A 23,947-nucleotide genomic window follows, 5' to 3' on the forward strand; every position below is an offset into this window, starting at 1 on the left:
ATCTTTTCTATGATTGTATAACCGATTAACGTATTGTTATTTCTAAACTAAACTTGCTGCCAACCCCTTTTGGGGCACCTTTGGGGCAGTGGCTGCTAGCCTCTGATTCAGTATATCAACCTGTGACTGGTTATTGTCGGCCATCCATGCACCATATACTGTATAGACCATCTGAGCATTTGCATGTCCCATCTGTGCGGCAATAAAATTAGGATTGGCTCCAGCGGCGAGTGACCAGCAGGCATAAGTGTGCCGGGACTGATACGCTTTTCTGTATCGTAAACCGGCTCGTCTCATCGCTGATTCCCATATCCTGTTTAGTGACGTTGCAGCATAATGCGCTCCGGACTTTCCTGAACGTGTGGTAAGCTGAGGGTTGAATACGAAGGTACATGAATGTGCGCTTGTCCGGCCAAATTCGCGTAGCTTCACCTCAACTTTATGTTGTTTGCCCAGCCTTGTGAGTGATGCCTGGTTTTTTAATGCATCAATCGCAGGTTGTATCAGATGTATCACCCTGTCGGTTCCTGCCTGGGTTTTCGGCAGGGTGAACTCTTTAGCCTGAGTGTAATTTCTCCTGACAACCAAAGTGCCCGCTTTAATATCGATGTCTTCCCACGCCAGCGCGCACAATTCTCCATGTCGCATGCCAGTGTAAACAGCCAGGGACCAGAGATTTTTGATCTGCTGGTGGTGGCAGGCGTCAATGAGTCGCGTAAATTCGTCCTGTGAAAGCGGATCTGGTTCAGCTTTTGCTCTCTTCAGTGTTGATATTCCACTGAACGGATTTTGTGAAATGTAGCCATTGCATGCTGCAAACTGGAACATTCCACAGACAATCCCCATATAAGCATTTACTGTCGCCACACTACGTCCCTTCGGTGTCAATTCACGGTTTGGTCTCGCTACCTGATGACCTGTCATCAGTTCCCGCCTGAAAACGAGCAAGTCTTCCTGTGTTACAGCGGAAGCAAGAACCCGCCCTCCAAGCAAAGAAACACTCGTTTTTACGATCGACTCATAGCGGATCATCGTGTTTCTCGATATTTCCATTTCCTTAAGGCCAAGCCATTTGTCCGCCAGTTCAGCGATAGTGATGTCTTTATTCACCACGCCGAACTGCTTCAGATTTGGCGAATCAGGAAACCGTTCCGCATAGTTGAAGCTACCAGTCTTAATTAAAAAGCAGACAGAAGCCCGTAACTCACCTGCAATTTTGCGATTTTTAGGGGTGTCAGGCACCCCCAGATTTTCACGTACACGCTTCCCTTTATAGTGGAAGCAGATCCGGAGTTTACCTCCGTGGTTTTCAACGCCGGTTGGATAGGCCGGTTTAGCCATAAATCCTCCTGCGTCCAAGAGCTTCATCAGATTACATCCTCAAAGATTTAAGTCAAAGATCGACTGCTGGATTCGGCTGGCTTTTGATCCAACGGTTTATCTCAGGGATGCAGTACATGCACTCGCTCGTTGGCTTCGGGCTGCCGTCGGGCGCTATGTGCTTGTATTCTCGTCCGAGCATCCAGGATTCCTTGCGGGCCCGGAGAACCGTTCCGGGTTTTAGCCCGGTAACTGCTATCAGAACCTTTTCTGTAACCCACTCATTAGGGGCCAGAAGAATGACATCGCTCATACCCACCTCACGCCACATTCAGGCCACGGCAGTGGCACCACGTTTCAAACATTCGTTTAACCACTTCACGGCAGTAAAACCCTTCTATATCCCTCGTAAGGTCGTAGCGGCTTCCGTACCGCTGGCGCACCCACATTTCAAACGATTTGTTCATTTATTCACTTTCGTCCCCAGATTATCGCGCCTCGGAAAACGCTCAAGTTTCCATATCCAGACCATCCACATCATCGTGTCGTAATCCGGCAATGCCTGATAATCCTCAAGACTTGCCCGGAGTGCTTTGGTTCTCCACTCGTACACAAGAGCCACTCTCCACATCATTACCATGCAGAACAGGGCACCTATACCCAGCAGGGCAATAAGACCGATAAAGAAATAATCAATCACTTTTCACCTCCGGTTGGTGCGGTTTCAGTGCGTTGCATCTCGCGTAAAGCGCAAAAAATTTTATTTCTTAGTTTGTTGAACCCGTCCGTGTGCGTATCGGTGACGACGTACGGCGGTATCATCCAGCTAAACATTGCGGAGAGTTCGTCGATGGTGAATGAAACGCTGGCGCCAGTGGTCAACGGTTTACCATCAGTGACATCGTTAACCACTCTCTCCCAGCGGTCTCCAGTCTGAGATTCCAGGCGCTGAATTAACTCCCCGATGCTCAACGGGGCGATCAACTGCTGGCGTAAGCGCTGAATCTCCTCAGCCATGTAGTAACCTGTTTTGCTCCAGGTATCGACGTTATCGCCGGTCATGTCCGGTTCCATCGTCGCCATCAGAACGGCGTCGTGATAGTCCTGGCTGCCACTGGTGATCGCAACAGCGTAGGTGTCACTGTTTTCGCGCTTATGGATAAGCACGATCGGGTTAAGAATTTTGTTACTCATCGTTTCGCCTCCCGCTGTACGGTTTTGTAGGCCCGCAACATATCGCGGGATTTACCGGATAAAACCGACTTCATGAAGAACACGCCGCTGCGGGTTGCAACGATGCCGGGCGTGCAGAGCAGGGTAGCGTCAACTACACGGTTATGTTTCCGGAACTCAAACACGGTACTGGTGATCACGATGTTCGCTACGGCGCCGTGGTCCTGGTATTCGATTTTCATTCACATATTCCCCGCAACCGTATCACTCATGTCATTTACCATGCTTTGCCAGATTTCACGGCCACTTGTAGTCAACTCGTCACCATGAACGCATTTACTCAATAACTGAATTCCGATAGCTTCCCACTGCTGTGGATAGCTGTCTCTGAGCGCCTCCAGTGCGTAGCCGTTGATTAAGTCCCTTACGCCTTGAACCCCACCAATGATGTTTACCTGTATCGGTTGACCATTGGCATTGATCATGAAGTGATCACCGCTGATGGTTGAAATATGGTTATACAGCGCGGTGGCGTACTGGTTCGCCAACGCATTGAGACGGAAATTTTTCGTAATGAGCGCCATTATTTTACCTCCCACCCGATAGCCTGAAAGAGTCCCATTTTGGGGGGATACCAGTGGGTGCCGCGCTGTGACCGCGATATTCGACTGCTGGAAGTTGCTTATTGTTGATGGTTACGGTATTCATGCTTTATATCCAAAGGCGCGACGAAGCGCTTTCTTCATCTTCTTGCCGTTATTGACCGAGCAGTAAAGTTCTGCCAGTTCCTGGGCCATCATTTGCTCGCCGGTTTCTTCATTGACGAAATATTGATTAGGGTTGTTCTTTATGAACTCCTGTACCATTGGCAGCGCAAGAAATTCATCCGGGCTGTAAATTTTCGACTGACGCCGACGATGCTTTGCATTTGGCACTTTGTGTGCGGACTCAACCGCAAAGATGTTTGCATTATCCTGGTTAGCCATCAGCGCATCCCCTGCGGTTTATTGGCCTGTAGCGCATCAACCTCTTTCACAAAGCGGACATGCATGGCGTCCCACTTTGCGCACCATTTCTGCATTTCGCGCTTACGGGCAAGAATGCGGCGCAGGCGACGCTCACAGCGTTGGTGGGCTATGAAATATTCACGAGTAACGGCGCCACGCTGACATACTTCGCCGTGTACCGGATGCCATACTTTCACGTCCGGATGGCGGCACTTAAAACCTGATGCCTCAAAAGTCCAGGTGGTCATGAAGAAAGCCAGGTAACGGATCGCCGTGTCGCGGCTGAAGCATTTCTTAATGCGACCGTGGCGCTCCGCGACGAACAACGGGCCAACTGGTGTGTCGTGTTTCTGTAATGCCTGGTCAATGGTGCTGGCGGTTCTGTTGTCGATCATCGTTTTATTTCCCCTGCTACTTTTTGCATCAACCCGGCGTGCAGGTCTGGATGGATTTCATCGCAGACTGACTTCCAGTCACGAGCCTGTTGCATCTTTGCTGCATGCCATGCTGTATGTGCTTCCTGTACGCTGTCGAACAACCCGAGATGTTTGGTTTTCCCTTTTATGCGGATTTTCGCCCGAAACTTACTACGTAGCTTGTGCCGGCTCACACCTTGCGGTAATTCACTGCGTGTTCTGGCGTGGTCAGCTCCAAAGCCGTTCAGTGCTTGCGGAATGAATACACAATGCTCTGGTGAATAAATTTTATTACCGGGATGTAATAAATCTTTGTCCAGTGCGCAGCCTTCACGGTAATGGGCTTTCCAGAAGGCCAGAAAATTACTGAAATAAAGCCACTCATCGCACACAATACATCCGGCGTAGGTGCGCGCGTCCTGCTCTGTGTTCGGTTTGTAGCAACGTTGAATCATGTGACGCCAGACGTCGTACGCGCTGTGATGATGGCATTTACCGTCTATCCAGATTCCACACGGGAAATCAACATCAAAACACCCAATGCCGCAAATAAGTCTCTTCTTCTTTTTCCGCGAGATTTTAGATTCTAAAAAATGGTCAATTTCGAATTTGTTCACGAATTACACTCCCGTATTCAGGTCATGAAAGCCCACTGCAATAAACGCGCTCAGGAATCCTGATTGCTGTTAGTGCCACTGGCGCAGACCTCCATTACGTCTTCAGATGGAGTGACAACCCAGCCAGCCTGGCGGGCCATTTCGATAAATCCGGTCAGCGTCAAAAGATGTTCGTTATCAGCAAGGCGTCGAACTGTAACCAGACCGTTACGCACATAAACCAGCACTCGCCCGGAGAAATCCGGCGAAACATGCAGATCAGCCGTCAGCGACCGAGAATGGGTAGGAGCGCTATTGCGTAAAAATGTATTCTGACTAATCATCAGTTAATTCCTCCGCTTTTAATGATTGTTCTGCCAGCGTTGCAATAAGTGCATTTATAAAATCCACACCATCGGGTGTTAATTTATTAATACCCACGCATGCTGAATAATGTTCAGAAATTAAGTCCTCTGCCTGCTCATGTTTATGCATGTCATAAATCATCGCTTCGAAAAGTTTTATCAGCGCTTTCGTCAAAATATCTTCGTCAAGTTCAACTGGTAATTTTGAACCATCTTCCAGCTTAACTATCTGGAAATAACTTCCGGTTCTCCGCATCATTGAATCGAGTTTTGCCCGGACAAGATGACGGCGGCGAGTTTCAATCAGGCTTGTTTTCATTGTTACCGCCCATATGCTTTGCGCAGAAAAAGGTTTGCAATATGCAGGTAGCCATTGCCATAGCGGGCAAGTAATGTTGCTGTTTTATGTGCTGCTTTATCTTTCAGAAATTTCATTATTGCCCCCCCCTTTGGATGTATTCTCCATTGTCATTTTGGTCATGAAACAAAGCTCATTCAGTAACGAGGTGAATCGCCCGGCCACCTTCACATCAGTGCGTGTGATTGCTGGCATTAGTAACTCGATAAACTCCGCACGAAGTTCATGCGCATATTTATTAGCACACTCTGCTGTTTTACTTGCTTTATTTATATAAAGAAGATCATCATCCTGGATAACGGAATGAACCTTGGTCTTTACAGCTTCATTTCTGACGATAATATCCATCTTCATTTCCTTGGGGTGAGCGATTCCCCACCTGTTAAGGTGTAATATATGTTTTCACGAATTTACTGCTTGCTCGGTTCGAGTTTGGTTTCTGCTTGCTGAATTGAATCCCCAACACCTTCAAGCAGGGTCATTACTGCCATAATCAATGTGCGCTCATAATCATCTCTCGGGTTTTCCGCCCATTGATTCAGAACTGCTTCTGCTTGTTTGACTCGGTTTCTGGCTCCTAATAAACATGTGCTCATTATTCACCGCCTTGACCGCTGAGTTGTTCAATATACCCACATGCAGTTTCATTCGTTTTCTGCATTGATCTGATTAAACATGCGATTGCATGATCTGCTTCTGGTGGTAATTCATTGATGCGATAAATAACCTCAAGTAACGAGGTGTTTTCAACGATGTCAGCGGCAATACTTTCGAGCATGTTAATTGGAGTTTTCATTGCTCACCTCCTTTGCCTTAGACGAGTTAATATATTTCTCTGCCGAATCCATATTGCAATATGCATCGGAAGCTAGCATTCTAACTCCTGAAATAGCCCCCTCAAGAACCGTTTCATCCAGTGATGAGCCACAATGCTCTAGTGCAATTAATAGACAGACGATGCTATCGATTTTCTTTTTTGCATTGCTTAATAAGGGGGGGTATGAAGTTGTCATCTCATTGGCTCCGTTGTTTTGCCGATGAGTGAACTGTAAGTCATGCAATAACTTATTGCAATAACAAAACTTATTTTTATTTTGCATTTTAGTTTAATGCATTGATTTTTTTAGTATAAATTTTATTTTATGGGCCTATTTTACCGACTGACGCGCATGAAAAAGCCGCATTTAAGCGGCTTCACATGGGGAGAGGTAGGTTATTCAGAGTATTAAAGCCTGTTGTAATTTATTGATTCGTGCATGATTGCTTTGCCCATCACATATAGCTCGTCTTGGCTCTCTTCCGTGATATACCATTTTTCATAAGCGGGGTTGTCGGATAAGACGGCAAGTCTGTTTCCCTGCATCTGGAGGCGCTTAAGGTGGAATGTTTTACCAAAAACGAACACATACACTCCGTCAGTGAGGAAGTGACGGACCGAAATGTCAACGAAAACGCGATCTCCTGAATTGAAGGTATTGGCCATGCTATCGCCATTTACAGTCATTACTTTTACGACATCTTCACTACGATTCCCAAAAAGGGATTTGGCGTGTTCTGTCGTGTATTCTATGGCATGTAAAACTTCAACAAATTCAGAAAGCATAAATGTGCCAGGCCCTGCACTTACAGAAAGATCAAGTACTTCAACCCTGAATACATCGGAGTTAGCCCGCAGCTCTTTATCATTCATATTCTCAATCACGTACCCCTGTTTATGAGGGGTGTGATCTTTACCAGTCGAAAGCCATTCGGGGCTAACGCCCAGAACTTGAGCGATCTCAACCAACTTACGTGATGAGTTGGTTTTCCCGGAGGCTAGGCGCCAGATAGCTGGCTGCGAGACCCCAACCATCGTAGCCAATTCAGCCTGAGTTAGGCCGGCGTCAGCCATCGCTTTTTTAATACGATCTGAGAATGTGTTCATAAGAGTAAGCCTATACAAAAAGTTATTACACGGCAAATACGATAAGTTATTGCATAATCTTATTCAAGGTTATAATCTTGCTTTGTGTTTAATAACTTTTGGTATTTCCATGACCAACCAACATGTAAAAAGAGCAATCGATATTCTTGGTGGGCAAGCCGCATTAGCTAGGGCCTGTGGCGTTACTCAACCCGCTGTATTCCGTTGGCTTAATGGTAGTCGTGTAAAGGCCGACCATGTCATGTCCATTGTGAAAGCTACCAACGGCGAAGTTAAAGCTTATCAGATTCGTCCGGATCTTCCTGATACTTTTCCGCACCCATCCTCAGAGGTGTGACATGTCACACGCGAACAACGGGAAGCTCAAATATGAATGCCACCATTAAAACGTTCGACTTTAAGTCTGATGCTGGTGATCTGCTGGCTTCGGTTCGTACTGTGCAGATTGATCGCTCTCCGTGGTTTTTCGCTGTTGATGTGTGTGAGGCGTTGGGCCTGAGCGATACCAACAAAGCGCTTTTGTCGGTAGATGAAGAGGATAAGTGTGAACACGAACAGTATTCGGGTTCGGGTCGTAAACCAATGTTGGTTAATGAATCCGGGCTTTACACGCTCATTCTTAAAAGCCGCAAAAAACAGGCTAAACGCTTCAAGCGCTGGGTCACTTCCGATGTGCTGCCATCTATCCGAATGACGGGATCATACAATCTTATCCCGTCTAATAATCTTCCTGATTTTTCCGATGAGGTTGCAGCTGCTCGTGCGTGGGCCGATGAACGAGAGGCGGCACGGCGAGCAATTGGATACGCAGAACGCCAGGCAAGGTACATCCAGCATCTGGAAAATCTTTTCAGCCCGGGGATGACCCCTACGCAGTTTTGTAAGCGTCTCAACGGCGTCAATGTGCAGCAGGTGACGGCCTTTCTTGAAGAACACAACTGGCTTTATGACGATCGTCCTGAGTCCAGGCGTCCGGCGTGGCGTGTAAAGGCTTATGCGCGCGATCTTTATCTGACCGAACGCCGCCACCTTGTCGAGCATGATGATTTTGACAGTTTCGACACTTATACCCCTGTCTTACTCCGCAAAGGAGCGGTGTGGATTTATCGCCAGTATCTCAAAGGTGCTCTGCCGATGAAAAAGAGCTGGAACGGGGAATTTACCCACGACAAAGAATTAGCAGGTGCAGCATGAGTAGCAAAATTTTGGGCAACGTCTGGGACGCATGCGCTGCGCATGACGTTAAGGGCGCGAAGCTAATGATTATGGCTCGCCTGGCTGACTACTCGAATGATGATGGTGTTAGTTATCCAGGGGTGGAAACAATCTGTCGCCAACTGGGGCTGGGAGAAAGCACGGTCAGGACAGCGGTTGCAGAACTTGAGTCTGCTGGCTGGTTACGTCGTGAATCACGTCGCAAAGGAAATCGGAATACGTCCAATCTTTACTATCTGAATGCCGAACGCCTTGAGGCGCTGGCACGCACTGAACGGGATAAAGTTTCAGCAATGAAACAGCAACGCAGAGCAACCAGTTTTCACCCGTCAGATTCTGAACCTTCAAATTCTGACCCTTCAGATTCTGGACGTTCATACGGTTTTGACCCGTCAGATTCTGACAAAAAAGGCGTTTTGACCCGTCAGAATCTGACCCCAGATCCACAAGGTTTAAAACATGATCCACAAGTAAATTCAAAACATGAATCGCAAGATATTGGCGCATCTGCTGGCGCGCCTGCACCAACTCGCTCTGCAAAACAGGGTTATTCAACGGAGTTTGAAACAGCGTGGCAGGCATACCCTAAGCGTGCTGGTGGAAATTCCAAGTCGGCAGCATTCAAAGCCTGGAAAGCCCGCCTGAAAGACGGAGTTAAGCCTGAGGACATGCTGGAAGGCGTCAAGCGCTACGCGGCATACTGCCGGGCGACCGGTAATACCGGCACACAGTTCGTCAAGCAGGCTGCAACGTTCTTCGGTCCCGATCGCCACTTCGAAGAGTCCTGGCAGACTCCGTCCGCTCCCGGAGGTGGGCGTCGCAATGCGCTCCCTGTATCCGGCTTCAGCGAGCAGGACTACGGTGAATCGGGTTGTCAGTGGTAAAGCGGGGATAATTAAAATGTTAAATTTGTTGAATCAGCAGAAAGATCGCGCTGACCTGAAGGCAAGACAGGAACGCCTGAACGAAGAATTAAATTTCACACTGGAGCATAAACTTCCGTGGGGATATCGCGGCTGGGACTCAGGAAAAACCGAGACCACTACCTGCGAAAAACATGGCGAATTTGAGCGTTTCACTCTGGTGGGAAAAGATTTTCGCGGAGGTGAGAATTTTAAACACTCACAATGTCCGGAATGCCTGCGGGATGAACTTGCGGAGGTTGGCGCAAAACTGCGTACACTGCGCGTTACTGAATTGCTGGATCGCGCTGGTATTGCCCGCCGCTTCGAGGATTGTGAGTTCGATAACTACCAGACTGTAACTCAGGATGCGGCGAAAAACCTCTCTGTGTGCCGGGGCTATGTCGACAACTGGGAGCACTGCTTTGATGCAGGACTGGGCCTGCTGATGGTTGGAAAATGTGGAACCGGGAAAAATCACCTGGCTGTTGCTATGACAAAAAACCTTATTCGCAACCACCTCGCCCGGGTTGCAATTACCGATGTGATGCGCGTTATGCGTGCCGTAAAAAGCACCTGGCGCCATAACTCTGAAATGACAGAAGACAGTGTGCTGGACCACTTTGCGTCGCTGGATCTGCTGATTATTGATGAGGTCGGAGTTCAGCTCGGCAGCGCCTCAGAGCTGGCTATCTTGCAGGAGATCGTCAACGTTCGCTATGAAAGTGTGCTGCCCACCATCCTGATTAGCAATCTGACCTTTGAGCAGCTTAAGGATTCCATTGGTGAGCGCATCGTTGACCGCGTGACAAACGGTGGACACAACCGGCTGGCATTCAACTGGGAAAGCTTCCGTGGCAAAGACGGGTGGTCTAAATGACGCCAGTATGGAGAAACGATGATCTGGAAGGTGCGGTAATTGGCGCTATTTTTCTGCGCGGTGCTGATCCTGAGGTTCTTGAAATCATTTCCCGCCTGCCAGCAAGCGTTTTTTATGTTCGGCAGTACCGTGAAATTTATTCCGGCATATGCCGTCAAGTGCGTGGAACGGGGGTTATTGATCCTCTTCTGCTTTGCGAGAGCATGCCGGAATATAGTGCGGTTATTATGGCGTCAGGGCAAATAGCCTGGGCGAAATCAGCGCTGGTTTCCTACGTTTCTGTGCTGGAACGTAACGCAGCTGTACGCGATGCGGAAGTGGTGATTGAAAATGCCCTTGCAGGAATCCGGGCAGCGGCCAATGGTGAGAGTGCAGTTGAAGCACTGAAAGCTGCACAGGCCAGCATTGCGACTATCTCCCTTTCCGCAAACACCGTACAGCCAGTTCATATTGATGAAATCCTGCCTGCTGTCGTTGATCGTGTTGATGCCCGGTATCAGGGGCTGGAGACAGCAAAAAGCCTGCTCACTGGCATTGAAGAGCTGGACGAGAAAACAGGCGGTATTGAACCCACGGATCTGGTGTTTATCGCTGCCCGGCCATCAATGGGTAAAACCGAACTGGCGCTTGATATTATCGACAAGGTATCGGAGCAGGGGCGTGGTGTATTGTTCTTCACCATGGAGATGGCCAGCATTCAGATTGGTGAACGAATGGTATCTGCCGCCGGTGGTATGTCAGTTTCCCGACTCAAGGCTGCGGCGAAGTTTGACGATGAGGACTGGGCGCGGTTATCAACCGGTGTTGGTCGTCTTACCGGACGCCCGATCTGGATGGTGGACGCTACCAATCTGACGGTTGAGCAAATCCAGCAGGTCGCCACCAGTCACCAGATTGCCCACCCGGAAATTTCCCTGGTGGTCATTGATTACCTCTTACTCATTAAGATCCAGAGTACGGCACGTTATGACCTCGCTGTAGGTGAAATTTCAAAGGGGTTAAAAAATCTGGCTAAGGCAAACCAGACTCCCGTAATCGCATTGAGCCAGCTTTCGCGAGGCGTGGAGTCCCGACCGAACAAACGCCCAATGAACTCCGACCTTAAGAACTCAGGCGAAATAGAGGCTGATGCTGACATCATCATGATGCTTTACCGTGACGAGGTATATAACCCTGAGTCACCAGCAAGAGGGATCGCGGAAATCAATATCACCAAACAGCGTAATGGCGTTCTTGGGACCGTGTACCGTCGTTTTTATAACGGACATTTCCTCCCGGTTGACCAGGAAGAAGCCAAGCGAAAATCAGCACCACAGCAAAAATCACAACCCCGACGTTATGCAAAAGCCTAAGGAGTCAGCAATGGATCGTCTTATTCGCGAAATGTCGTATTTATTCACCAAAAAGCGCTTTGAGGAACTTCAGGAAACGGCTTGTGAAATAGCGACAGGACACAGTGATTTTCCTGAATGTTTTGGGCTCATTGCTGATGCTATAGCGGAATTTGTTGAAGGAACTCCTGAAGATGAATGGCGCGAGCATGAAAAAATCTTTATGCATTATGTCGTTATGCGCGCTCTGGCGCTGTGGGAGCAGGGAGAGAAAATAACGGAAGTCCAGTGGACACATCCTGGCTGGTTCGGTACGGCAGAGAAGGGAGATACCATCCAATGAAGCTGGATGTAACGAAGGAAGACGGGCACACCATAAGCGAATACCTTCGCGCTGCCCACGGTAGCTATTCAGGTCCTGTCTTCATCGATATTAACCGGCTGGTGGATTTGAACATGGTTTACAGCCGCCTGGTTGTTATGACGTATCTCATGAAACAGCAGTGGTTCTGGAGGGCTAAACAATGAAACTGGAAGCGTCACTAAAACATTTCAGCCCTCAGGGGATGCACATCAGCGACAGCGTGAAAGGCACATCACCGGATCGGATCACCGGCACTGATGTTATGGCGGCCATCGGTACCACCAGCAGCCGTGCACGGTTCGGCCTGTCTGCCTTCTTTGGTAAGGCGGGGATCAGCAAGACAGATGAGCAACTGGCAGTTCAGGCGCTGGCGCGTCACGCGATGGATACCGCACCGAAGAACGTCAGAAAGGTCGCCGGGACTGAGTTCGGCTGGTGCATGCAGGTGCTGGCGCAGTTTGCATTTGCTGAGTATTCCCGTTCTGCGGCCACCAGCGCGACATGCCACAGTTGCAATGGTTCCGGGCGTGTAACGGTGACCCGGACAATCTGCAAAGTATCTTACCCGTGGGGTAAAGCGCCATACTGGGCCAGCAAGTCCCGCGCTGTTCGTCCTTCAGACTGGGAGCAATGGAACGAGGTTACAGAGAGTGTCCCGGCTGTCTGTGAAGTTTGTGAAGGTAAGGGAACGATAAGCGCCCGCTGTCGCTGCGGTGGCAAGGGGGAGGTGCTCGATCGCAAGGCTACGAAAGAGCATGGGGCGCCGGTATTCAAAATCTGTGAGCGTTGTGGTGGTGAAGGGTATTCGAGAGTGTCTTCTGCGACCGTTCACCGCGCTATTCTCAGACGTCTACCGAACCTCCATCAGTCGTCGTGGTCCCGCAACTGGAAGCCATTCTATAAAATGCTGGTGGATGTGTTGCACAAGGGGGAGACACACGCTGCGTTAGAGTTTGAGAAGGCAACCAGTTATTGATGTGATCGGAACAAATGCCGACAATTTTTTGCACGATAAGGTTGACTTTGCATAAAACTGTCCTGTATCCTTCCAATCGTGGGATATTATGCCTACACGAAATTAAACCCGCCTCAGCGCGGGTTTTTTTATGCCTGCAATTCTTCGCGCACCGCCCGCGCACATATCACACCGAACCACACCCTTTGAAATGAGCCTTTGAGGAAGTCTGTTAGTGCTGGCGAGCCTCGGTGGGCTGATTTCCTGTGCGGCAAAGGTTCATCTCAAAGTAAGGTAAACGCCATGCAATTAGTTGAAATTAAAAAACTCGACCTTGTAACCAATTCCATTGCTATTGCTGATGGCGTAAAGCGCGATCACGATACGATAATCAAACTCATCGACCGCAATAAATCAGACCTGGAAGAATTTGGAAAGGTCGGATTTGAAATCCGAGCTGGTTACAATAACGCGAAGGTTCGTGTGGCGCTGCTGAACGAACAGCAAACCACTCTACTGATCACCTACATGCGTAATAACGATGTTGTCCGCAAGTTCAAAAAGAAACTGGTTGCTGAGTTCTTCACTATGCGCAGTGCGCTGGCGAAGAAGAAAATGGGTCGCAACACCGCCCGTCTGGAGTATCGTCCGATGAGCGATGCCATTAAGCATGAGCGCGAAACTCTGGGTAAGGAGATTAAGCCTTACCACTTCAGCAACGAAGCCGATTTGATTAACTGCATCGCGCTCGGTATGACGGCGGCAAAATTTCGTGTTTACCACGACATCGACAAAAAAGAGAACATCCGTGACTACCTGACGCCGGAGCAGATCCACTGCGTAACTGAGTTGCAGCGGGCCAATACAGTTTTCATTGGCATGGGCTGGGACTTTGAGCAGCGCAAAGAGGCGCTAAAGGGTGTATTTGATCGCAACCATCGCCAGCCGCTGATTGAAGAGCAATTTCGTTTGGCTGCATAATGAGTGGTCACTTCGACATACAGCTTAATCATCGAAACCCTGCCACGGCGGGGTTTTTCGTTGTTGGTTGTAATGGTAAGCTTTCTTCGTTGCGGTGAATCCCCCTATGCGGAGGGGCAACCAGTCAAAAGATACATCCTTTTGCAGGTCTGCTGACTGGAGCAGGCCTACCGGGAGGCACCCGGCACCGCAACACAATCCCAACCGCAAGCACGCTTCAATTCCTTCTCAGATGAGTTTTGTCGTTAATTCATGTAGCGGAGCGTGCTTCCGGTTGTGATGAATGCGCAGGCTGATGCGCTCGTGATAGTGGTCTCCGTCAGGAGGGAAGGTCACTGGAAGAAACCAGTAGGTGCTGGGGAGCTGAGAACAGCAGCCGGGAAACCGGGTGAAATGCACATTGATGAACCGAAAGCGACTATTCTGCGAAGACAGGCACCTTGATACGCAGATGACTGAATCCGAATAAACTGTCGCACTAATATTCCAGATGCCGGAGATCAGCACCGGCCATCACAACAGCATTACTTTTCCAGGCTACGCATTTGCGTGGCCTTTTTTCTTTCCCCTCGTACTGAGAGGACTCACAGCAATAGAGGGGGCTAAATGTCCGATCCTGTAACTGGCTCCGGCGCGATGCTCGGAGGTGGGCTGGTGGGTTCCGTAATTTACGGAATCTTCACTCATACCGATTTTGGCGTTGTATTTGGTGCGTTTGGTGGCGCGGTTTTCTACGTCGCAACGGCTGCAAATCTTACCCGTGGTCGTCTGGCTGCATACTTTATGACATCGTTCATTGTTGGGGTGCTCGGTGCGGGGTTACTGGGTTCGAAACTTTCAGCCTGGACGGGGTACAGTGACCGGCCACTTGATGCGCTTGGCGCCGTGATTGTATCGGCCATCACTATCAAGGTGCTGACATTCATCAACAGTCAGGATCTAAATAGCCTGTTCGGTATGCTTTCGCGTCTGCGCGGAGGAGGGGGTAATGTTAAATGATCCTTCTGCATTCTTTAATGCGTTAATTTGTGGGGTGATCGTGGTTGCGCTGATGTTCTACCAGCGCGGCAGCGCGAGACATCGCCCTCTGATATCGCTGGTGGCCTACTTCACAGTGCTGGTATATGCCAGCGTCCCATTCCGGTATCTGTTCGGCCTCTATCAGGAATCTCACTGGTTTGTGGTGTTGGGTAACGTACTAATTTGCGCCGCCGTGCTATGGGCGCGGGGAAACGTGGCACGTTTAATCAACATTCTTCAGAAATAAAAAAGTGGGTTGTAACGACATCACTACAACCCACAAAGGTTACATAAAGGTATTAGGATTTTTCTTGGTTGGAATTTTGAATCAAATTACATTTGAAAGCATCTCTGTTTCCCTTTTTTATCCCTATTAAATCTGGTAGTTTCCTGGCGGGTAATTTTATGAATCAATCACGATTTCAGAAGGCGGCTGGTATAAGCGCCGGATTATCTGCGCGCTGGTTTCCGCACATCGACGCGGCAATGAAAGAATTCGGCATCACTGCGCCGCTCGATCAGGCGATGTTCATCGCGCAGATGGGGCATGAGTCCGGCGGGTATGAAAAGCTGGTGGAAAGTCTGAACTACGCAGCCGATCGTCTTGTTCCCGTATTCGGCAAGCACCGTATCACGGCACAGCAGGCTGCCGCACTCGGCAGAACGGCAACGCAACCAGCTAATCAGAAAGCGATAGCCAATCTGGTTTACGGCGGCGAGTGGGGCAAAAAGAACCTAGGCAACCAGATTGCTGGTGACGGCTGGAAATATCGCGGGCGCGGGCTGAAGCAAATCACCGGGCTAAGCAACTATCGCAAATGCGGCATGGCGCTAAAACTGGATCTGGTCACACAGCCGGAATTGCTGGAACAGGACGAAAATGCAGCGCGTTCCGCAGCGTGGTTCTTTGCCACCAGCGGATGCCTTGTGTATTCCGGCGATGTGGAACGTATCACGATCATCATCAACGGCGGTAAAAACGGTCTTGATGACCGCCGTCGCCGTTTTAATCTGGCAAAAGCCGTGCTGGTGTGAGGCTGCTATGGGACTTGAAATGATTATCGGCCTGGCCGCAGCGGTGATTGCCGCTATCGCTGGTGCTTTTGGTTTCGGCCAGTTGCGCGGCACCAGTAAAGCGGAAGCCAAAGCCGAAATCCAGCGCACAGAAGAACGCGCGGCAGCTACTGAAGCCGTTGCAGAACGCCGGGTAGAGAAAACAAAAGGAGCCAGGGATGTACAGCAGACTGTTAATCATCTTCCTGATGACGATGTTGACCGTGAGTTGCGCGAAAACTTTACCCGCAAAACCTGAAGTAACGGACACGGCCTGTGACTGGGTGAATATCATCTACCTTACTGAACACGATATTGCCGTGCTGGATAAGCAGACCAAGCGCGACATCCTGGCCCATAACAAATCAGTGCAGGCTAACTGCAAGAAGGAGTCTGCCCGTGAACGCAGAGAACCTAAGTGAAGCGTATTACATCAATAACGAGATAAAAGAACTACAGCGACAGAAAAGTATTCTGGAGAGTGGTGCAGGGCTTGGGGTAACAATCCAATCTACCTATCAGGATAATGCCTTTTTGGATGCTATACGCCCACATGCTGTGGCTGAGCTTGACCGTCGTATTGAGGAAAAAAGAGCCGTACTGGTTAATTTAGGCGTCTCCTTCTCTTAATGTGACAGGCATTACAGCAGGCATTCACGGAGTGCCTGTGATAATGCTTAATTATGTTATGATTTCCTATATAGCAAAGTTGACCGTTTATTGGGAGAAATCATGGATAGTTTGTCCAACAAACAAATGATAGAGCATCTTTCTAGGTTCAGGGATGCCGGAGATAAGCTGTCTGAAGACATTTATAATATCTCAATACGCATCTTTGATCTGATATCAGAGACAGAAGCTCGTGAAAATCGCAGTGAGGGTGAGGATCTGATGCTCTCTCGTCTTAAGCAAATGATAGACTTATTGCTAGCCTCATCGAATGATTCACACAACTACAATGAATCGATGTGGAAAGACTATACAAAAGTAATCAAAGCCCTTGGTGTAAAAGCGGTGGATAAGTCTAATGATTGAAATTACGCCAATCACCGATAGCCTAAGCGATGCCCTTAAAAAAATTAAAGAGACCCAAGCTCAGCACGAAAGAGTGAAAAAAGAGGCTGATGAACAGGAGTTCTCTTCTCTCGGGGCATTACAGAGGGACGGGAAAACAAGAAGCGCCCTCACTTTTTGGTTCATGATTGGTTTTTTTGGTCTGATTGGAGGGTGTTTCTTTTTTACCCTTTGGTATAACGACAATGCTGTGCGATGGATTGTTGATTTGCATAAGCAAGGGCTGTATGAAGAAGCAAAAAATATAACCCTTTTAGAACTTGATAAGGTTCTTGCTGTGGTAATTGGGGCTCTTGGAACATCATTGGGCTTTATCATTGGTTATTATTTTAAAGATAAATCTCAATAAACCGCCTACGGGCGGTTTTTTATTGCCATAACGGGTATGCAGTATGGCTACTTTTGCATGTGTGGCTAGCGGCCCATCACTGACATACGATGATTGTCAGACACTTAATCAAGCCGATATTCCGATAATCGCGGTGAACAGTTCGTGGCAAGCGACTCCGTTTTGCGCCGCTATCTATGCGGCTGACTGCTGCTGGTGGGAAGAACACCACCGCATGATCGCTTCATCTGCTGAAAGATGGTGCGGCGATGAGTTTACCGCCCGCCGCTTTGGTATTAACTGCTTTCCCTCCGCGTTGCCTGGTTCCTTCAACTCCGGGCAACGCGCCATTGAACTGGCGCTCCATCTGGGCGCACACCGTGTTCTGCTTCTGGGGTACGACTGCTCAATACGGCACGGAACCCACTGGCACGGCAACCACCAGTTGCTGGCTAATCCGGATAAATTCAGCGTGGCGCGCTGGCATGATGAGTTCAGCCGCTTGCTGGCTATCGCTGGTGGTGCCGAAATTATTAACTGTTCCCGCTATACGCGGCTTACCTGCTTTCCCCGCCAGCCGTTAGAGGCTGCGCTTTCTCTGTAGGACATTTATGGCATTAAGACGAAAGGTCTGCATCCGAGGGATGTACGGGCTTGGTGATTCTATTTATCAGCGTGCGTTTGTGCGCCAGTTCCCCGGAGCGTTCCTGCGTACTCCATGGCCGGAGCTTTACTCTGATCTGGATGTGCGATTTGTCCGCTCCGGTACCAGCCTGCGAACGCAGCGTAAAAATGAAGAGGAAACGGGCTTGGTGTATGTGCGGGAACCGGCGCGCCCGTCAGAAGTCCTTACTATCTTCTATGGTCCGGAAGAGCTGAAGAAAGGTTCTATTGTTGACGCCATGACATGGCAGTTCGGCAAGGCGGCCAGCGTGTTCGATTTGCCGTCGTATGGTGAGTCACCAGTGACGGCGGATAAGCCGATCGCAGTGATTCGTCCTGCAACCGTCCGTAAAGAGTGGGCGAACCCGGCACGCAATCCTGATCCGAAATATCTGGCCGCTGCTGCCAGGGAACTGCGCAAGCATTTCTACGTAGTAAGCCTGGCTGATCTGGAAGACGGGGAAGAGTGGCTGGTGGGTGAGCCACCTGAAGCCGATTTGCAGCTGCACAGCGGCGAGCTGTCTCTAACCGAAATGCTGGCGCTGGTGGAACATGCCGCCGTTGTCGTTTCTGGTGTGGGCTGGGCGCTGCCTGCGGCAGTCTGCTACAAAACGCCTGTTTTCATCATTCAGGGCGGCTGCGGCGCCCACAATGCCCCGCATATCGTTACAGATCCTGAAATGGACCTGTCCCGTGTCGGCTGGGCGCAGCCCGATGATTACTGCATGTGCGCCAGCATGGAACACGACTGCAACAAGCACATCACAGGTTTTCTGGACAAATTCAAAGGCTGGTTACATGACACTGTTCTCAAATGAACTGCAAAACGGCCTGGTGTGGTTGCCCGAGCTGGGAATGGGACGTTATCCCGTTCCTGCTGACCGGCCCTATAACGCGGATTACTTCGCGCGCTATCAGGCGATGGCCGATACATCTATGGGGCAGCAACTGACGGCGGCACGTATTCAGCTTGTGATGCGCCACTATCAGGGGCCTGTACTGGATGTGGGGATCGGCTCAGGTCAGTTCGTCAGCAGTTACCCCGGCGCGCTGGGCTTCGATGTTAATCCTGCGGGCGTGGCCTGGCTGCATGAACGTAATGCTTACGCCGATCTGTATGCCAGCCGCTGGCGGGCGCTTACGATGTGGGATGTGCTGGAGCATATTGATGATCCGGAACGCGCGGTACGACAGGCGAAAGAGTTCGTTTTTGTTTCGCTACCGATATTTGACAACGCTGAACATATTCTGACTTCCCGCCATTACCGTAAGGATGAGCACATCTGGTACTGGACGCATGAAGGGCTGCTGATGTGGTTCGAAGCGCAGGGATTTACCTGTGTTGAGCACAACACGATTGAAAGCAGGCTGGGCCGCGACGGGATAAGCAGCTACGCATTCCGGAGGAAATAGCATGCCACCGAGAACGCCGAAAGCCTGTAGAAAACGAGGCTGCCGGAACACCACGACCGATCGCAGCGGCTACTGTGATGAGCATAAAGGTGATGGCTGGCAGCAGTACAAGCCCGGCCAGACACGCCACCAGCGAGGCTACGGAACTGCATGGGATCGACGGCGCATCCGGATACTGAAGCGTGATGGCGGGCTCTGTTGTGAGCACCGCAGGCAGGGGGTGGCTGTCGAGGCTCGCCACGTTGACCACATCATTCCTAAATCTCAGGGCGGCACGGATGATGATGCGAACCTGCAAAGTCTCTGCACCGCCTGCCACCGGGAGAAGACAGCCCGCGAAGGACGCAACAGGGGGGCGGGGTAAAATCTCTCCAGCCTTTGCCTTCCCGGACTGCCCGCCTCATCAAATTTTTACGCGCCCAAAATAAGAAACTTTTTTCGGGAAGGTTTTGCCTATTGATAAAGGGGATTTTATGGGGGGTGTTGTTAGATCTTCAGGTGGAGGTCGAAAACGGATTTTACCCGTCGGACAAAAAAGCAAACTGACCAGGATCGCGCCGCCTGATGAACTGATGGGGGATGTCGCGATCCGTCTCTGGAAAACACAGAGCAAAATTTTAATTGAACGCGGCGTGTTTGAACTGGAGGACGCCCCGATTTTGCTGGCGTACTGCAATGCGTTTCATCTGATGCTTGAAGCCGAAAATATTATTGCGAAAGACGGCCTGACGGTATCCAGCGAAATGGGCGGTGAAAAAAAACACCCGGCCATTAATGTCAGAAATGACTCTGTATCGCAACTCGCCCGTCTGGGTTCACTTCTTGGGTTAGACCCGCTCAGCCGCATTCGTATGACCAGCGGCAAAAATGATCCGGACGATGAAGGGAATGAATTTGATGAGTTTGACTGATGGCTACATATCCGAACGTCAATGCGGCGAACCAGTATGCGCGGGACGTCGTGAACGGGAAGATTCTGGCCTGCCGGTTAACCATTCTTGCCTGTCAGCGACATCTGGACGATCTGGAGCGCGCTAAAGATCCAAAATGGCCTTACCGCTTCGATAAAAATAAGGCAGAGCGATTTCTGCGATTTGCCCAGAAAATGCCGCATACCTCCGGCGAATGGGCGCGCAGAAAGCTGCGTATTGAGTTTGAACCCTGGCAAAAGTTTTCTCTGGGCGTGCCGTTCGGCTGGGTACGCAGGGATAACGGGTTTCGCCGGTTCACGGAAATATACATTGAGGTGCCGCGTAAAAACGGTAAATCGGCGATTGCTGCCGCTGTCGGGAATTACATGTTCTGCGCTGATGGCGAGTATGCGGCGGAAGTTTACTGTGGCGCCACGACCGAAAAACAGGCGTGGAAAGTGTTTGCACCCGCGCTGGCGATGGTGAAGAAACTCCCGTCACTGCGTCAGAAATTCAGCATCAAGCCCTGGGCGAAGAAAATGACCCGCCCTGATGGTTCGTTGTTTGCACCCGTTATCGGTGACCCCGGCGACGGCGATTCACCGTCCTGCGCCATCATCGATGAGTATCACGAGCATGATACTGATGCGCTCTATACCACGATGACCACCGGGATGGGGGCGCGTGAACAGCCCATCACGCTGATCATCACGACAGCGGGCTTTGATATTGCTTCCCCCTGCTATGAGAAACGCGCACAGGTTGTCGAGATACTGGAACGCATCAGGGAAGGGGGCGAAAACGAGGCTATTTTTGGGATTATTTATACCCTTGATGACGAAGACGACTGGACTCAGCCGGAAGCACTCATTAAGGCGAATCCAAACTATGGCGTGTCGATAAAAGACAGTTTTCTCAGGGCGAAGCAGTTGCTGGCGATGTCCACGCCGAGCCAGACCAACAAGATCCTGACGAAACACTTCAATAAATGGGTAAGTTCTAAAGCGGCTTACTACAACTTACAGAAGTGGATGGCAGCAGCGGATAAGACGCTGAAATTGTCAGACTTTGCCGGGGAAGAGTGTTATCTTGGCATCGACCTGGCATCAAAACTGGATCTGAACGCCGTCGTGCCGATTTTTCGGCGAGAAATAGACGGCCTGAGCCATTACTACTGTGTTTCGCCTCTCTTCTGGGTGCCGGAAGATACCGTATACGCCACGGACCCGGCGTTGAAAACGATCGCCGACCGTTACCAGTCCTTTGTTAATCAGGGCGTGCTGGTTCCGTCGGACGGGGCTGAGGTGGATTACCGCCTTATTTTCGAAGCGATCCTGAAATTACGTGAAACCGTGAAAATAGCGGCGAGCCCGATTGACCCTTATGGCGCCACAGGCCTTTCCCATATGTTGCAGGATGAAGGGCTGGAGCCCGTCACCATCACCCAGAACTACACCAACATGAGCGACCCGATGCGGGAGATTGAGGCCGCGATCGCTGCTGGCCGCTTCCATCACGACGGTAATCCGCTGATGACATGGTGTGTGTCAAACGTTGTCGGGAAGTATCTGCCTGGCAGTGATGATGTTGTCCGCCCGGTCAAAGAGGGCGGTGGTAACAAAATCGATGGTGCCGTCGGCATGATGATGGGTGTTGGCCGCGCAATGCTGAACGAGCCAAAAGATTTTCTCTCCAATCTCGATCCAGACGAGGACGTTTTATTCCTGTGAAATCACTAATTATCGATGTCGCCGGGCTGTCTGGCTTTGGCGCGCTGGTGGGCGGTATTTACCTAAAATACGGCGCCGCGACTGCGCTTATGGCTGGCGGTGCCGGGCTTCTGTTATGGGCGCTGCTGGCAGCAAGGGGATCAAAATGCTGATTAATGCCATGTTCAGAAGCAACTCGCTTGAAAATCCGGCTGTTCCGTTGACTGCTGAAGCGGCCGAAAACGACGGGATTTTTAACGGTGACGTGATCGTTAACCCCAAAACGGCGATGAAGCTGGCGGCGGTGTATGCCTGTATTTACGTCATTTCCTCTAACGTTGCCCAGATGCCGCTACACGTTATGCGGCGAACCGGGAAGTTTGTGGAGCCTGCGCGGGATCACCCCGTTTTTTATCTGGTTCATGATGAGCCGAACGACTGGCAAACCAGCTATAAATGGCGCGAGCTGAAACAGCGCCATATCCTCGGCTGGGGAAATGGCTATACCCACGTTAAGCGTAATCGCCGGGGTGAAGTTATCCAGCTTGAAGCCTGCATGCCATGGGAAACGACACTGCTGAATACTGGCGGGCGCTACACCTACGGCATGTACAACGAAGAGGGCTCTTTTGCTATCAGCCCTGACGACATGATCCACATCCGGGCGCTGGGGAATAACCAGAAGATGGGGCTGAGTCCGATACTCCAGCACGCCGAAACGATCGGTATGGGGATGAGCGGGCAGAAATATACCGAGAGCTTTTTTAGCGGGAATGCCCGTCCGGCGGGGATTGTGTCGGTAAAAGGGGAACTTAACGACAACTCCTGGGATCGTCTCAAAAAGATGTGGCAGAAAGCCTCTGCCATGCTGCGCAGCCAGGAAAACAGAACCATGTTGCTGCCGGCAGAGCTGGATTATAAAGCTCTGACCGTCTCCCCTGTTGATGCCCAGCTCATCGACATGATGAAGCTTAACCGTTCAATGATTGCCGGAATTTTCAACGTACCGGCACACATGATTAACGACCTGGAAAAAGCGACATTCTCCAATATCTCCGAGCAGGCCATTCAGTTTGTGCGTTACACGATGATGCCCTGGGTAACGAACTGGGAGCAGGAGATAAACCGTCGTCTGTTCACCCGCGCCGAGCGGGAGGCCGGGTATTACGTCCGCTTTAACCTGACAGGCCTGCTGCGCGGCACGCCGAAAGAGCGTGCTCAGTTCTACCACTTTGCCATCACTGATGGCTGGATGAGCCGCAACGAGGCTCGCGCCTTTGAGGATATGAACCCTAAAGACGGGCTCGACGAGATGCTGGTGAGCGTCAACGCCGCAGATCCGGCAAAAGATTTTAAAGACGACGATAAAACGGAGGGCAATTCCGATGAGTGACGATCGGGAAATACGCTGCTACAGCGGCGAAGTCAGGGCCGAGCAGCACGATCAACAGCCGACGCGCATTATCGGTTATGGCTCGGTGTTTAATTCGCGCTCTGAACCGCTATGGGGGTTCCGCGAAATTATCAAGCCAGGCTCGTTTGATGACGTGCTGGGCGACGATGTACGTGGCCTGTTCAACCATGATCCTAACTTTATTCTGGGGCGCAGTGCGTCCGGTACGCTGACGGTTTCGACCGATGAGCGTGGTTTGCGTTACGACATCGAAGCACCCGATACCCAGACCATCCGCGATCTGGTGCTGGCACCGATGCTGCGCGGCGACATCAACCAGTCCAGTTTTGCCTTCAAGGTCGCCCGGGACGGCGAGCGCTGGTATGAGGATGAAGAGGGCGTGGTTATTCGTGAGATTTCGCGTTTCTCGCGTCTCTTTGATGTCAGCCCCGTAACGTATCCGGCGTACCAGGAAGCTGATTCCGGGGTTCGCTCCCTGAAAGCCTGGCAGGAAGCACGCGACAGCGGCGCGCTGAAGCTTGCCATTAACCAACGAATGGCGCGTGAGCGCGTCCTGACACTTCTTAATGCATAAG

The 23,947-nt window shown here is 50.5% G+C and carries 42 protein-coding genes; 26 read left to right on the forward strand and 16 right to left on the reverse strand.

The window, feature by feature from the left end; genetic code table 11:
- Positions 1-42: 42 nt before the first annotated feature.
- From OGX93_RS09025 to OGX93_RS09100, 16 genes are all read right to left on the reverse strand, one after another.
- A complete protein-coding gene (locus OGX93_RS09025) occupies positions 43-1,341 on the reverse strand; it encodes a site-specific integrase (protein ID WP_502873160.1) in 1,299 nt (432 codons plus the stop codon).
- A gap of 52 nt (positions 1,342-1,393) precedes the next feature.
- On the reverse strand, positions 1,394-1,633 hold the full coding sequence (locus OGX93_RS09030; protein ID WP_199972553.1) for an excisionase family protein: 240 nt from the start codon (positions 1,631-1,633) through the stop codon (positions 1,394-1,396).
- A 150-nt stretch (positions 1,634-1,783) separates the two neighbouring features.
- Positions 1,784-2,020: a hypothetical protein gene (locus OGX93_RS09035; protein WP_200077447.1), complete on the reverse strand. Its 237-nt coding sequence runs from the start codon at positions 2,018-2,020 to the stop codon at positions 1,784-1,786.
- Positions 2,017-2,514 carry an ATPase gene (locus OGX93_RS09040; protein WP_275147122.1) on the reverse strand — a complete coding sequence of 166 codons (498 nt, stop codon included), beginning with the start codon at positions 2,512-2,514 and terminating at the stop codon, positions 2,017-2,019. The genes OGX93_RS09035 and OGX93_RS09040 overlap by 4 nt, the downstream gene beginning before the upstream one ends.
- Positions 2,511-2,735, reverse strand: coding sequence for a hypothetical protein (locus tag OGX93_RS09045; protein ID WP_200077446.1), 225 nt, complete (start codon positions 2,733-2,735; stop codon positions 2,511-2,513). Before OGX93_RS09045 ends, OGX93_RS09040 begins: the two co-directional genes overlap by 4 nt.
- Positions 2,736-3,077 carry a hypothetical protein gene (locus OGX93_RS09050; RefSeq protein WP_200077445.1) on the reverse strand — a complete coding sequence of 114 codons (342 nt, stop codon included), beginning with the start codon at positions 3,075-3,077 and terminating at the stop codon, positions 2,736-2,738. It abuts the gene before it with no gap.
- Positions 3,078-3,197: 120 nt separating this feature from the next.
- Positions 3,198-3,479: a hypothetical protein gene (locus OGX93_RS09055; RefSeq protein ID WP_200077444.1), complete on the reverse strand. Its 282-nt coding sequence runs from the start codon at positions 3,477-3,479 to the stop codon at positions 3,198-3,200.
- Positions 3,479-3,895, reverse strand: coding sequence for a hypothetical protein (locus OGX93_RS09060; protein WP_286487798.1), 417 nt, complete (start codon positions 3,893-3,895; stop codon positions 3,479-3,481). Before OGX93_RS09060 ends, OGX93_RS09055 begins: the two co-directional genes overlap by 1 nt.
- Positions 3,892-4,533, reverse strand: coding sequence for a hypothetical protein (locus OGX93_RS09065; protein ID WP_286487797.1), 642 nt, complete (start codon positions 4,531-4,533; stop codon positions 3,892-3,894). Before OGX93_RS09065 ends, OGX93_RS09060 begins: the two co-directional genes overlap by 4 nt.
- A 50-nt stretch (positions 4,534-4,583) precedes the next feature.
- On the reverse strand, positions 4,584-4,856 hold the full coding sequence (locus tag OGX93_RS09070; protein ID WP_058668878.1) for a hypothetical protein: 273 nt from the start codon (positions 4,854-4,856) through the stop codon (positions 4,584-4,586).
- Positions 4,849-5,196 (reverse strand): hypothetical protein, encoded by a 348-nt coding sequence (locus OGX93_RS09075; RefSeq protein ID WP_200053053.1) that lies wholly within the window; start codon positions 5,194-5,196, stop codon positions 4,849-4,851. The genes OGX93_RS09070 and OGX93_RS09075 overlap by 8 nt, the downstream gene beginning before the upstream one ends.
- Positions 5,197-5,292: 96 nt before the next feature.
- Positions 5,293-5,583: a hypothetical protein gene (locus OGX93_RS09080; protein ID WP_200077442.1), complete on the reverse strand. Its 291-nt coding sequence runs from the start codon at positions 5,581-5,583 to the stop codon at positions 5,293-5,295.
- A gap of 62 nt (positions 5,584-5,645) precedes the next feature.
- Complete coding sequence (locus OGX93_RS09085) at positions 5,646-5,831, reverse strand: hypothetical protein (RefSeq protein ID WP_058668883.1); 186 nt, start codon at positions 5,829-5,831, stop codon at positions 5,646-5,648.
- Positions 5,831-6,031, reverse strand: a complete 201-nt coding sequence (locus tag OGX93_RS09090) for a hypothetical protein (protein WP_058668885.1) — start codon at positions 6,029-6,031, stop codon at positions 5,831-5,833. The genes OGX93_RS09085 and OGX93_RS09090 overlap by 1 nt, the downstream gene beginning before the upstream one ends.
- Positions 6,015-6,248 (reverse strand): hypothetical protein, encoded by a 234-nt coding sequence (locus OGX93_RS09095; RefSeq protein WP_125337035.1) that lies wholly within the window; start codon positions 6,246-6,248, stop codon positions 6,015-6,017. The genes OGX93_RS09090 and OGX93_RS09095 overlap by 17 nt, the downstream gene beginning before the upstream one ends.
- A gap of 212 nt (positions 6,249-6,460) precedes the next feature.
- Complete coding sequence (locus OGX93_RS09100) at positions 6,461-7,159, reverse strand: XRE family transcriptional regulator (RefSeq protein WP_058668888.1); 699 nt, start codon at positions 7,157-7,159, stop codon at positions 6,461-6,463.
- A gap of 109 nt (positions 7,160-7,268) precedes the next feature.
- On the opposite strand from OGX93_RS09100, the gene OGX93_RS09105 reads away from it, so the two are divergent.
- From OGX93_RS09105 to OGX93_RS09230, 26 genes are all read left to right on the forward strand, one after another.
- Positions 7,269-7,496, forward strand: a complete 228-nt coding sequence (locus tag OGX93_RS09105; protein ID WP_072274353.1) for a helix-turn-helix domain-containing protein — start codon at positions 7,269-7,271, stop codon at positions 7,494-7,496.
- Between the two features lie 32 nt (positions 7,497-7,528).
- Positions 7,529-8,353, forward strand: coding sequence for a BRO-N domain-containing protein (locus OGX93_RS09110; RefSeq protein ID WP_058668890.1), 825 nt, complete (start codon positions 7,529-7,531; stop codon positions 8,351-8,353).
- On the forward strand, positions 8,350-9,258 hold the full coding sequence (locus OGX93_RS09115) for a helix-turn-helix domain-containing protein (protein ID WP_286487796.1): 909 nt from the start codon (positions 8,350-8,352) through the stop codon (positions 9,256-9,258). The genes OGX93_RS09110 and OGX93_RS09115 overlap by 4 nt, the downstream gene beginning before the upstream one ends.
- Positions 9,259-9,274: 16 nt before the next feature.
- Positions 9,275-10,156, forward strand: coding sequence for an ATP-binding protein (locus tag OGX93_RS09120; RefSeq protein WP_286487795.1), 882 nt, complete (start codon positions 9,275-9,277; stop codon positions 10,154-10,156).
- On the forward strand, positions 10,153-11,508 hold the full coding sequence (locus OGX93_RS09125; protein ID WP_286487794.1) for a replicative DNA helicase: 1,356 nt from the start codon (positions 10,153-10,155) through the stop codon (positions 11,506-11,508). The genes OGX93_RS09120 and OGX93_RS09125 overlap by 4 nt, the downstream gene beginning before the upstream one ends.
- Before the next feature lie 10 nt (positions 11,509-11,518).
- The gene (locus OGX93_RS09130; RefSeq protein ID WP_275147112.1) at positions 11,519-11,830 is read left to right on the forward strand and encodes a hypothetical protein; all 312 of its coding nucleotides are present in this window, start codon (positions 11,519-11,521) and stop codon (positions 11,828-11,830) included.
- Positions 11,827-12,015, forward strand: a complete 189-nt coding sequence (locus OGX93_RS09135; RefSeq protein ID WP_058668901.1) for a hypothetical protein — start codon at positions 11,827-11,829, stop codon at positions 12,013-12,015. The genes OGX93_RS09130 and OGX93_RS09135 overlap by 4 nt, the downstream gene beginning before the upstream one ends.
- Positions 12,012-12,827 carry an antitermination protein Q gene (locus OGX93_RS09140; RefSeq protein ID WP_286487793.1) on the forward strand — a complete coding sequence of 272 codons (816 nt, stop codon included), beginning with the start codon at positions 12,012-12,014 and terminating at the stop codon, positions 12,825-12,827. Before OGX93_RS09135 ends, OGX93_RS09140 begins: the two co-directional genes overlap by 4 nt.
- Positions 12,828-13,109: 282 nt before the next feature.
- The gene (locus tag OGX93_RS09145; protein WP_286487792.1) at positions 13,110-13,787 is read left to right on the forward strand and encodes a Rha family transcriptional regulator; all 678 of its coding nucleotides are present in this window, start codon (positions 13,110-13,112) and stop codon (positions 13,785-13,787) included.
- Between the two features lie 606 nt (positions 13,788-14,393).
- Complete coding sequence (locus OGX93_RS09150; RefSeq protein WP_047462987.1) at positions 14,394-14,786, forward strand: phage holin family protein; 393 nt, start codon at positions 14,394-14,396, stop codon at positions 14,784-14,786.
- Positions 14,776-15,054: a phage holin family protein gene (locus tag OGX93_RS09155; RefSeq protein ID WP_115625647.1), complete on the forward strand. Its 279-nt coding sequence runs from the start codon at positions 14,776-14,778 to the stop codon at positions 15,052-15,054. Before OGX93_RS09150 ends, OGX93_RS09155 begins: the two co-directional genes overlap by 11 nt.
- 158 nt (positions 15,055-15,212) lie before the next feature.
- Positions 15,213-15,842 (forward strand): glycoside hydrolase family 19 protein, encoded by a 630-nt coding sequence (locus OGX93_RS09160; RefSeq protein WP_286487791.1) that lies wholly within the window; start codon positions 15,213-15,215, stop codon positions 15,840-15,842.
- Between the two features lie 7 nt (positions 15,843-15,849).
- On the forward strand, positions 15,850-16,119 hold the full coding sequence (locus OGX93_RS09165) for a hypothetical protein (protein ID WP_192466404.1): 270 nt from the start codon (positions 15,850-15,852) through the stop codon (positions 16,117-16,119).
- Positions 16,076-16,282, forward strand: a complete 207-nt coding sequence (locus OGX93_RS09170; RefSeq protein ID WP_225622024.1) for a hypothetical protein — start codon at positions 16,076-16,078, stop codon at positions 16,280-16,282. Before OGX93_RS09165 ends, OGX93_RS09170 begins: the two co-directional genes overlap by 44 nt.
- Positions 16,260-16,490, forward strand: a complete 231-nt coding sequence (locus OGX93_RS09175; RefSeq protein ID WP_114647309.1) for a hypothetical protein — start codon at positions 16,260-16,262, stop codon at positions 16,488-16,490. Before OGX93_RS09170 ends, OGX93_RS09175 begins: the two co-directional genes overlap by 23 nt.
- 102 nt (positions 16,491-16,592) lie before the next feature.
- Entirely contained in the window at positions 16,593-16,895 is a 303-nt protein-coding gene (locus OGX93_RS09180; RefSeq protein WP_200077434.1) for a hypothetical protein, read from the forward strand.
- Positions 16,888-17,283, forward strand: coding sequence for a hypothetical protein (locus tag OGX93_RS09185; protein WP_286487790.1), 396 nt, complete (start codon positions 16,888-16,890; stop codon positions 17,281-17,283). The genes OGX93_RS09180 and OGX93_RS09185 overlap by 8 nt, the downstream gene beginning before the upstream one ends.
- 43 nt (positions 17,284-17,326) lie before the next feature.
- Entirely contained in the window at positions 17,327-17,866 is a 540-nt protein-coding gene (locus OGX93_RS09190) for a hypothetical protein (RefSeq protein ID WP_286487789.1), read from the forward strand.
- A gap of 7 nt (positions 17,867-17,873) precedes the next feature.
- Positions 17,874-18,743 (forward strand): glycosyltransferase family 9 protein, encoded by an 870-nt coding sequence (locus OGX93_RS09195; RefSeq protein WP_286487788.1) that lies wholly within the window; start codon positions 17,874-17,876, stop codon positions 18,741-18,743.
- Positions 18,724-19,338: a methyltransferase domain-containing protein gene (locus tag OGX93_RS09200; RefSeq protein ID WP_200074531.1), complete on the forward strand. Its 615-nt coding sequence runs from the start codon at positions 18,724-18,726 to the stop codon at positions 19,336-19,338. The genes OGX93_RS09195 and OGX93_RS09200 overlap by 20 nt, the downstream gene beginning before the upstream one ends.
- Position 19,339: 1 nt before the next feature.
- Positions 19,340-19,702 carry an HNH endonuclease gene (locus OGX93_RS09205; protein ID WP_200077430.1) on the forward strand — a complete coding sequence of 121 codons (363 nt, stop codon included), beginning with the start codon at positions 19,340-19,342 and terminating at the stop codon, positions 19,700-19,702.
- A gap of 109 nt (positions 19,703-19,811) precedes the next feature.
- Positions 19,812-20,249, forward strand: a complete 438-nt coding sequence (locus OGX93_RS09210; RefSeq protein ID WP_200077462.1) for a phage terminase small subunit P27 family — start codon at positions 19,812-19,814, stop codon at positions 20,247-20,249.
- Positions 20,249-21,979, forward strand: a complete 1,731-nt coding sequence (locus OGX93_RS09215) for a terminase large subunit (RefSeq protein ID WP_200077429.1) — start codon at positions 20,249-20,251, stop codon at positions 21,977-21,979. The genes OGX93_RS09210 and OGX93_RS09215 overlap by 1 nt, the downstream gene beginning before the upstream one ends.
- Positions 21,976-22,131: a hypothetical protein gene (locus OGX93_RS09220; protein WP_200074534.1), complete on the forward strand. Its 156-nt coding sequence runs from the start codon at positions 21,976-21,978 to the stop codon at positions 22,129-22,131. Before OGX93_RS09215 ends, OGX93_RS09220 begins: the two co-directional genes overlap by 4 nt.
- The gene (locus tag OGX93_RS09225; protein ID WP_048241144.1) at positions 22,125-23,351 is read left to right on the forward strand and encodes a phage portal protein; all 1,227 of its coding nucleotides are present in this window, start codon (positions 22,125-22,127) and stop codon (positions 23,349-23,351) included. The genes OGX93_RS09220 and OGX93_RS09225 overlap by 7 nt, the downstream gene beginning before the upstream one ends.
- Complete coding sequence (locus tag OGX93_RS09230; RefSeq protein ID WP_200090000.1) at positions 23,344-23,946, forward strand: HK97 family phage prohead protease; 603 nt, start codon at positions 23,344-23,346, stop codon at positions 23,944-23,946. The genes OGX93_RS09225 and OGX93_RS09230 overlap by 8 nt, the downstream gene beginning before the upstream one ends.
- Position 23,947: the final 1 nt, after the last annotated feature.

It is taken from the genome of Citrobacter sp. CK195, from assembly GCF_030333365.1.
In the GTDB taxonomy this organism is placed as follows: Bacteria; Pseudomonadota; Gammaproteobacteria; order Enterobacterales; family Enterobacteriaceae; genus Citrobacter_B; species Citrobacter_B koseri.

What these genes read in the sequence shown, in the direction of transcription:
- OGX93_RS09185 (WP_286487790.1), top strand. Translation starts at nt 16,888, where the DNA reads ATGATTGAAATTACGCCAATCACCGATAGCCTAAGCGATGCCCTTAAA.
- OGX93_RS09170 (WP_225622024.1), top strand. Translation starts at nt 16,076, where the DNA reads ATGTTGACCGTGAGTTGCGCGAAAACTTTACCCGCAAAACCTGAAGTA.
- OGX93_RS09125 (WP_286487794.1), top strand. Translation starts at nt 10,153, where the DNA reads ATGACGCCAGTATGGAGAAACGATGATCTGGAAGGTGCGGTAATTGGC.
- OGX93_RS09120 (WP_286487795.1), top strand. Translation starts at nt 9,275, where the DNA reads ATGTTAAATTTGTTGAATCAGCAGAAAGATCGCGCTGACCTGAAGGCA.
- OGX93_RS09150 (WP_047462987.1), top strand. Translation starts at nt 14,394, where the DNA reads ATGTCCGATCCTGTAACTGGCTCCGGCGCGATGCTCGGAGGTGGGCTG.
- OGX93_RS09205 (WP_200077430.1), top strand. Translation starts at nt 19,340, where the DNA reads ATGCCACCGAGAACGCCGAAAGCCTGTAGAAAACGAGGCTGCCGGAAC.
- OGX93_RS09215 (WP_200077429.1), top strand. Translation starts at nt 20,249, where the DNA reads ATGGCTACATATCCGAACGTCAATGCGGCGAACCAGTATGCGCGGGAC.
- OGX93_RS09190 (WP_286487789.1), top strand. Translation starts at nt 17,327, where the DNA reads ATGGCTACTTTTGCATGTGTGGCTAGCGGCCCATCACTGACATACGAT.
- OGX93_RS09050 (WP_200077445.1), bottom strand. Translation starts at nt 3,077, where the DNA reads ATGGCGCTCATTACGAAAAATTTCCGTCTCAATGCGTTGGCGAACCAG.
- OGX93_RS09165 (WP_192466404.1), top strand. Translation starts at nt 15,850, where the DNA reads ATGGGACTTGAAATGATTATCGGCCTGGCCGCAGCGGTGATTGCCGCT.
- OGX93_RS09090 (WP_058668885.1), bottom strand. Translation starts at nt 6,031, where the DNA reads ATGAAAACTCCAATTAACATGCTCGAAAGTATTGCCGCTGACATCGTT.
- OGX93_RS09230 (WP_200090000.1), top strand. Translation starts at nt 23,344, where the DNA reads ATGAGTGACGATCGGGAAATACGCTGCTACAGCGGCGAAGTCAGGGCC.
- OGX93_RS09070 (WP_058668878.1), bottom strand. Translation starts at nt 4,856, where the DNA reads ATGATTAGTCAGAATACATTTTTACGCAATAGCGCTCCTACCCATTCT.
- OGX93_RS09110 (WP_058668890.1), top strand. Translation starts at nt 7,529, where the DNA reads ATGAATGCCACCATTAAAACGTTCGACTTTAAGTCTGATGCTGGTGAT.
- OGX93_RS09085 (WP_058668883.1), bottom strand. Translation starts at nt 5,831, where the DNA reads ATGAGCACATGTTTATTAGGAGCCAGAAACCGAGTCAAACAAGCAGAA.
- OGX93_RS09115 (WP_286487796.1), top strand. Translation starts at nt 8,350, where the DNA reads ATGAGTAGCAAAATTTTGGGCAACGTCTGGGACGCATGCGCTGCGCAT.
- OGX93_RS09095 (WP_125337035.1), bottom strand. Translation starts at nt 6,248, where the DNA reads ATGACAACTTCATACCCCCCCTTATTAAGCAATGCAAAAAAGAAAATC.
- OGX93_RS09210 (WP_200077462.1), top strand. Translation starts at nt 19,812, where the DNA reads ATGGGGGGTGTTGTTAGATCTTCAGGTGGAGGTCGAAAACGGATTTTA.
- OGX93_RS09030 (WP_199972553.1), bottom strand. Translation starts at nt 1,633, where the DNA reads ATGAGCGATGTCATTCTTCTGGCCCCTAATGAGTGGGTTACAGAAAAG.
- OGX93_RS09135 (WP_058668901.1), top strand. Translation starts at nt 11,827, where the DNA reads ATGAAGCTGGATGTAACGAAGGAAGACGGGCACACCATAAGCGAATAC.
- OGX93_RS09040 (WP_275147122.1), bottom strand. Translation starts at nt 2,514, where the DNA reads ATGAGTAACAAAATTCTTAACCCGATCGTGCTTATCCATAAGCGCGAA.
- OGX93_RS09140 (WP_286487793.1), top strand. Translation starts at nt 12,012, where the DNA reads ATGAAACTGGAAGCGTCACTAAAACATTTCAGCCCTCAGGGGATGCAC.
- OGX93_RS09155 (WP_115625647.1), top strand. Translation starts at nt 14,776, where the DNA reads ATGTTAAATGATCCTTCTGCATTCTTTAATGCGTTAATTTGTGGGGTG.
- OGX93_RS09145 (WP_286487792.1), top strand. Translation starts at nt 13,110, where the DNA reads ATGCAATTAGTTGAAATTAAAAAACTCGACCTTGTAACCAATTCCATT.
- OGX93_RS09195 (WP_286487788.1), top strand. Translation starts at nt 17,874, where the DNA reads ATGGCATTAAGACGAAAGGTCTGCATCCGAGGGATGTACGGGCTTGGT.
- OGX93_RS09180 (WP_200077434.1), top strand. Translation starts at nt 16,593, where the DNA reads ATGGATAGTTTGTCCAACAAACAAATGATAGAGCATCTTTCTAGGTTC.
- OGX93_RS09060 (WP_286487798.1), bottom strand. Translation starts at nt 3,895, where the DNA reads ATGATCGACAACAGAACCGCCAGCACCATTGACCAGGCATTACAGAAA.
- OGX93_RS09105 (WP_072274353.1), top strand. Translation starts at nt 7,269, where the DNA reads ATGACCAACCAACATGTAAAAAGAGCAATCGATATTCTTGGTGGGCAA.
- OGX93_RS09080 (WP_200077442.1), bottom strand. Translation starts at nt 5,583, where the DNA reads ATGGATATTATCGTCAGAAATGAAGCTGTAAAGACCAAGGTTCATTCC.
- OGX93_RS09100 (WP_058668888.1), bottom strand. Translation starts at nt 7,159, where the DNA reads ATGAACACATTCTCAGATCGTATTAAAAAAGCGATGGCTGACGCCGGC.
- OGX93_RS09045 (WP_200077446.1), bottom strand. Translation starts at nt 2,735, where the DNA reads ATGAAAATCGAATACCAGGACCACGGCGCCGTAGCGAACATCGTGATC.
- OGX93_RS09055 (WP_200077444.1), bottom strand. Translation starts at nt 3,479, where the DNA reads ATGGCTAACCAGGATAATGCAAACATCTTTGCGGTTGAGTCCGCACAC.
- OGX93_RS09160 (WP_286487791.1), top strand. Translation starts at nt 15,213, where the DNA reads ATGAATCAATCACGATTTCAGAAGGCGGCTGGTATAAGCGCCGGATTA.
- OGX93_RS09025 (WP_502873160.1), bottom strand. Translation starts at nt 1,341, where the DNA reads ATGGCTAAACCGGCCTATCCAACCGGCGTTGAAAACCACGGAGGTAAA.
- OGX93_RS09200 (WP_200074531.1), top strand. Translation starts at nt 18,724, where the DNA reads ATGACACTGTTCTCAAATGAACTGCAAAACGGCCTGGTGTGGTTGCCC.
- OGX93_RS09225 (WP_048241144.1), top strand. Translation starts at nt 22,125, where the DNA reads ATGCTGATTAATGCCATGTTCAGAAGCAACTCGCTTGAAAATCCGGCT.
- OGX93_RS09075 (WP_200053053.1), bottom strand. Translation starts at nt 5,196, where the DNA reads ATGAAAACAAGCCTGATTGAAACTCGCCGCCGTCATCTTGTCCGGGCA.
- OGX93_RS09130 (WP_275147112.1), top strand. Translation starts at nt 11,519, where the DNA reads ATGGATCGTCTTATTCGCGAAATGTCGTATTTATTCACCAAAAAGCGC.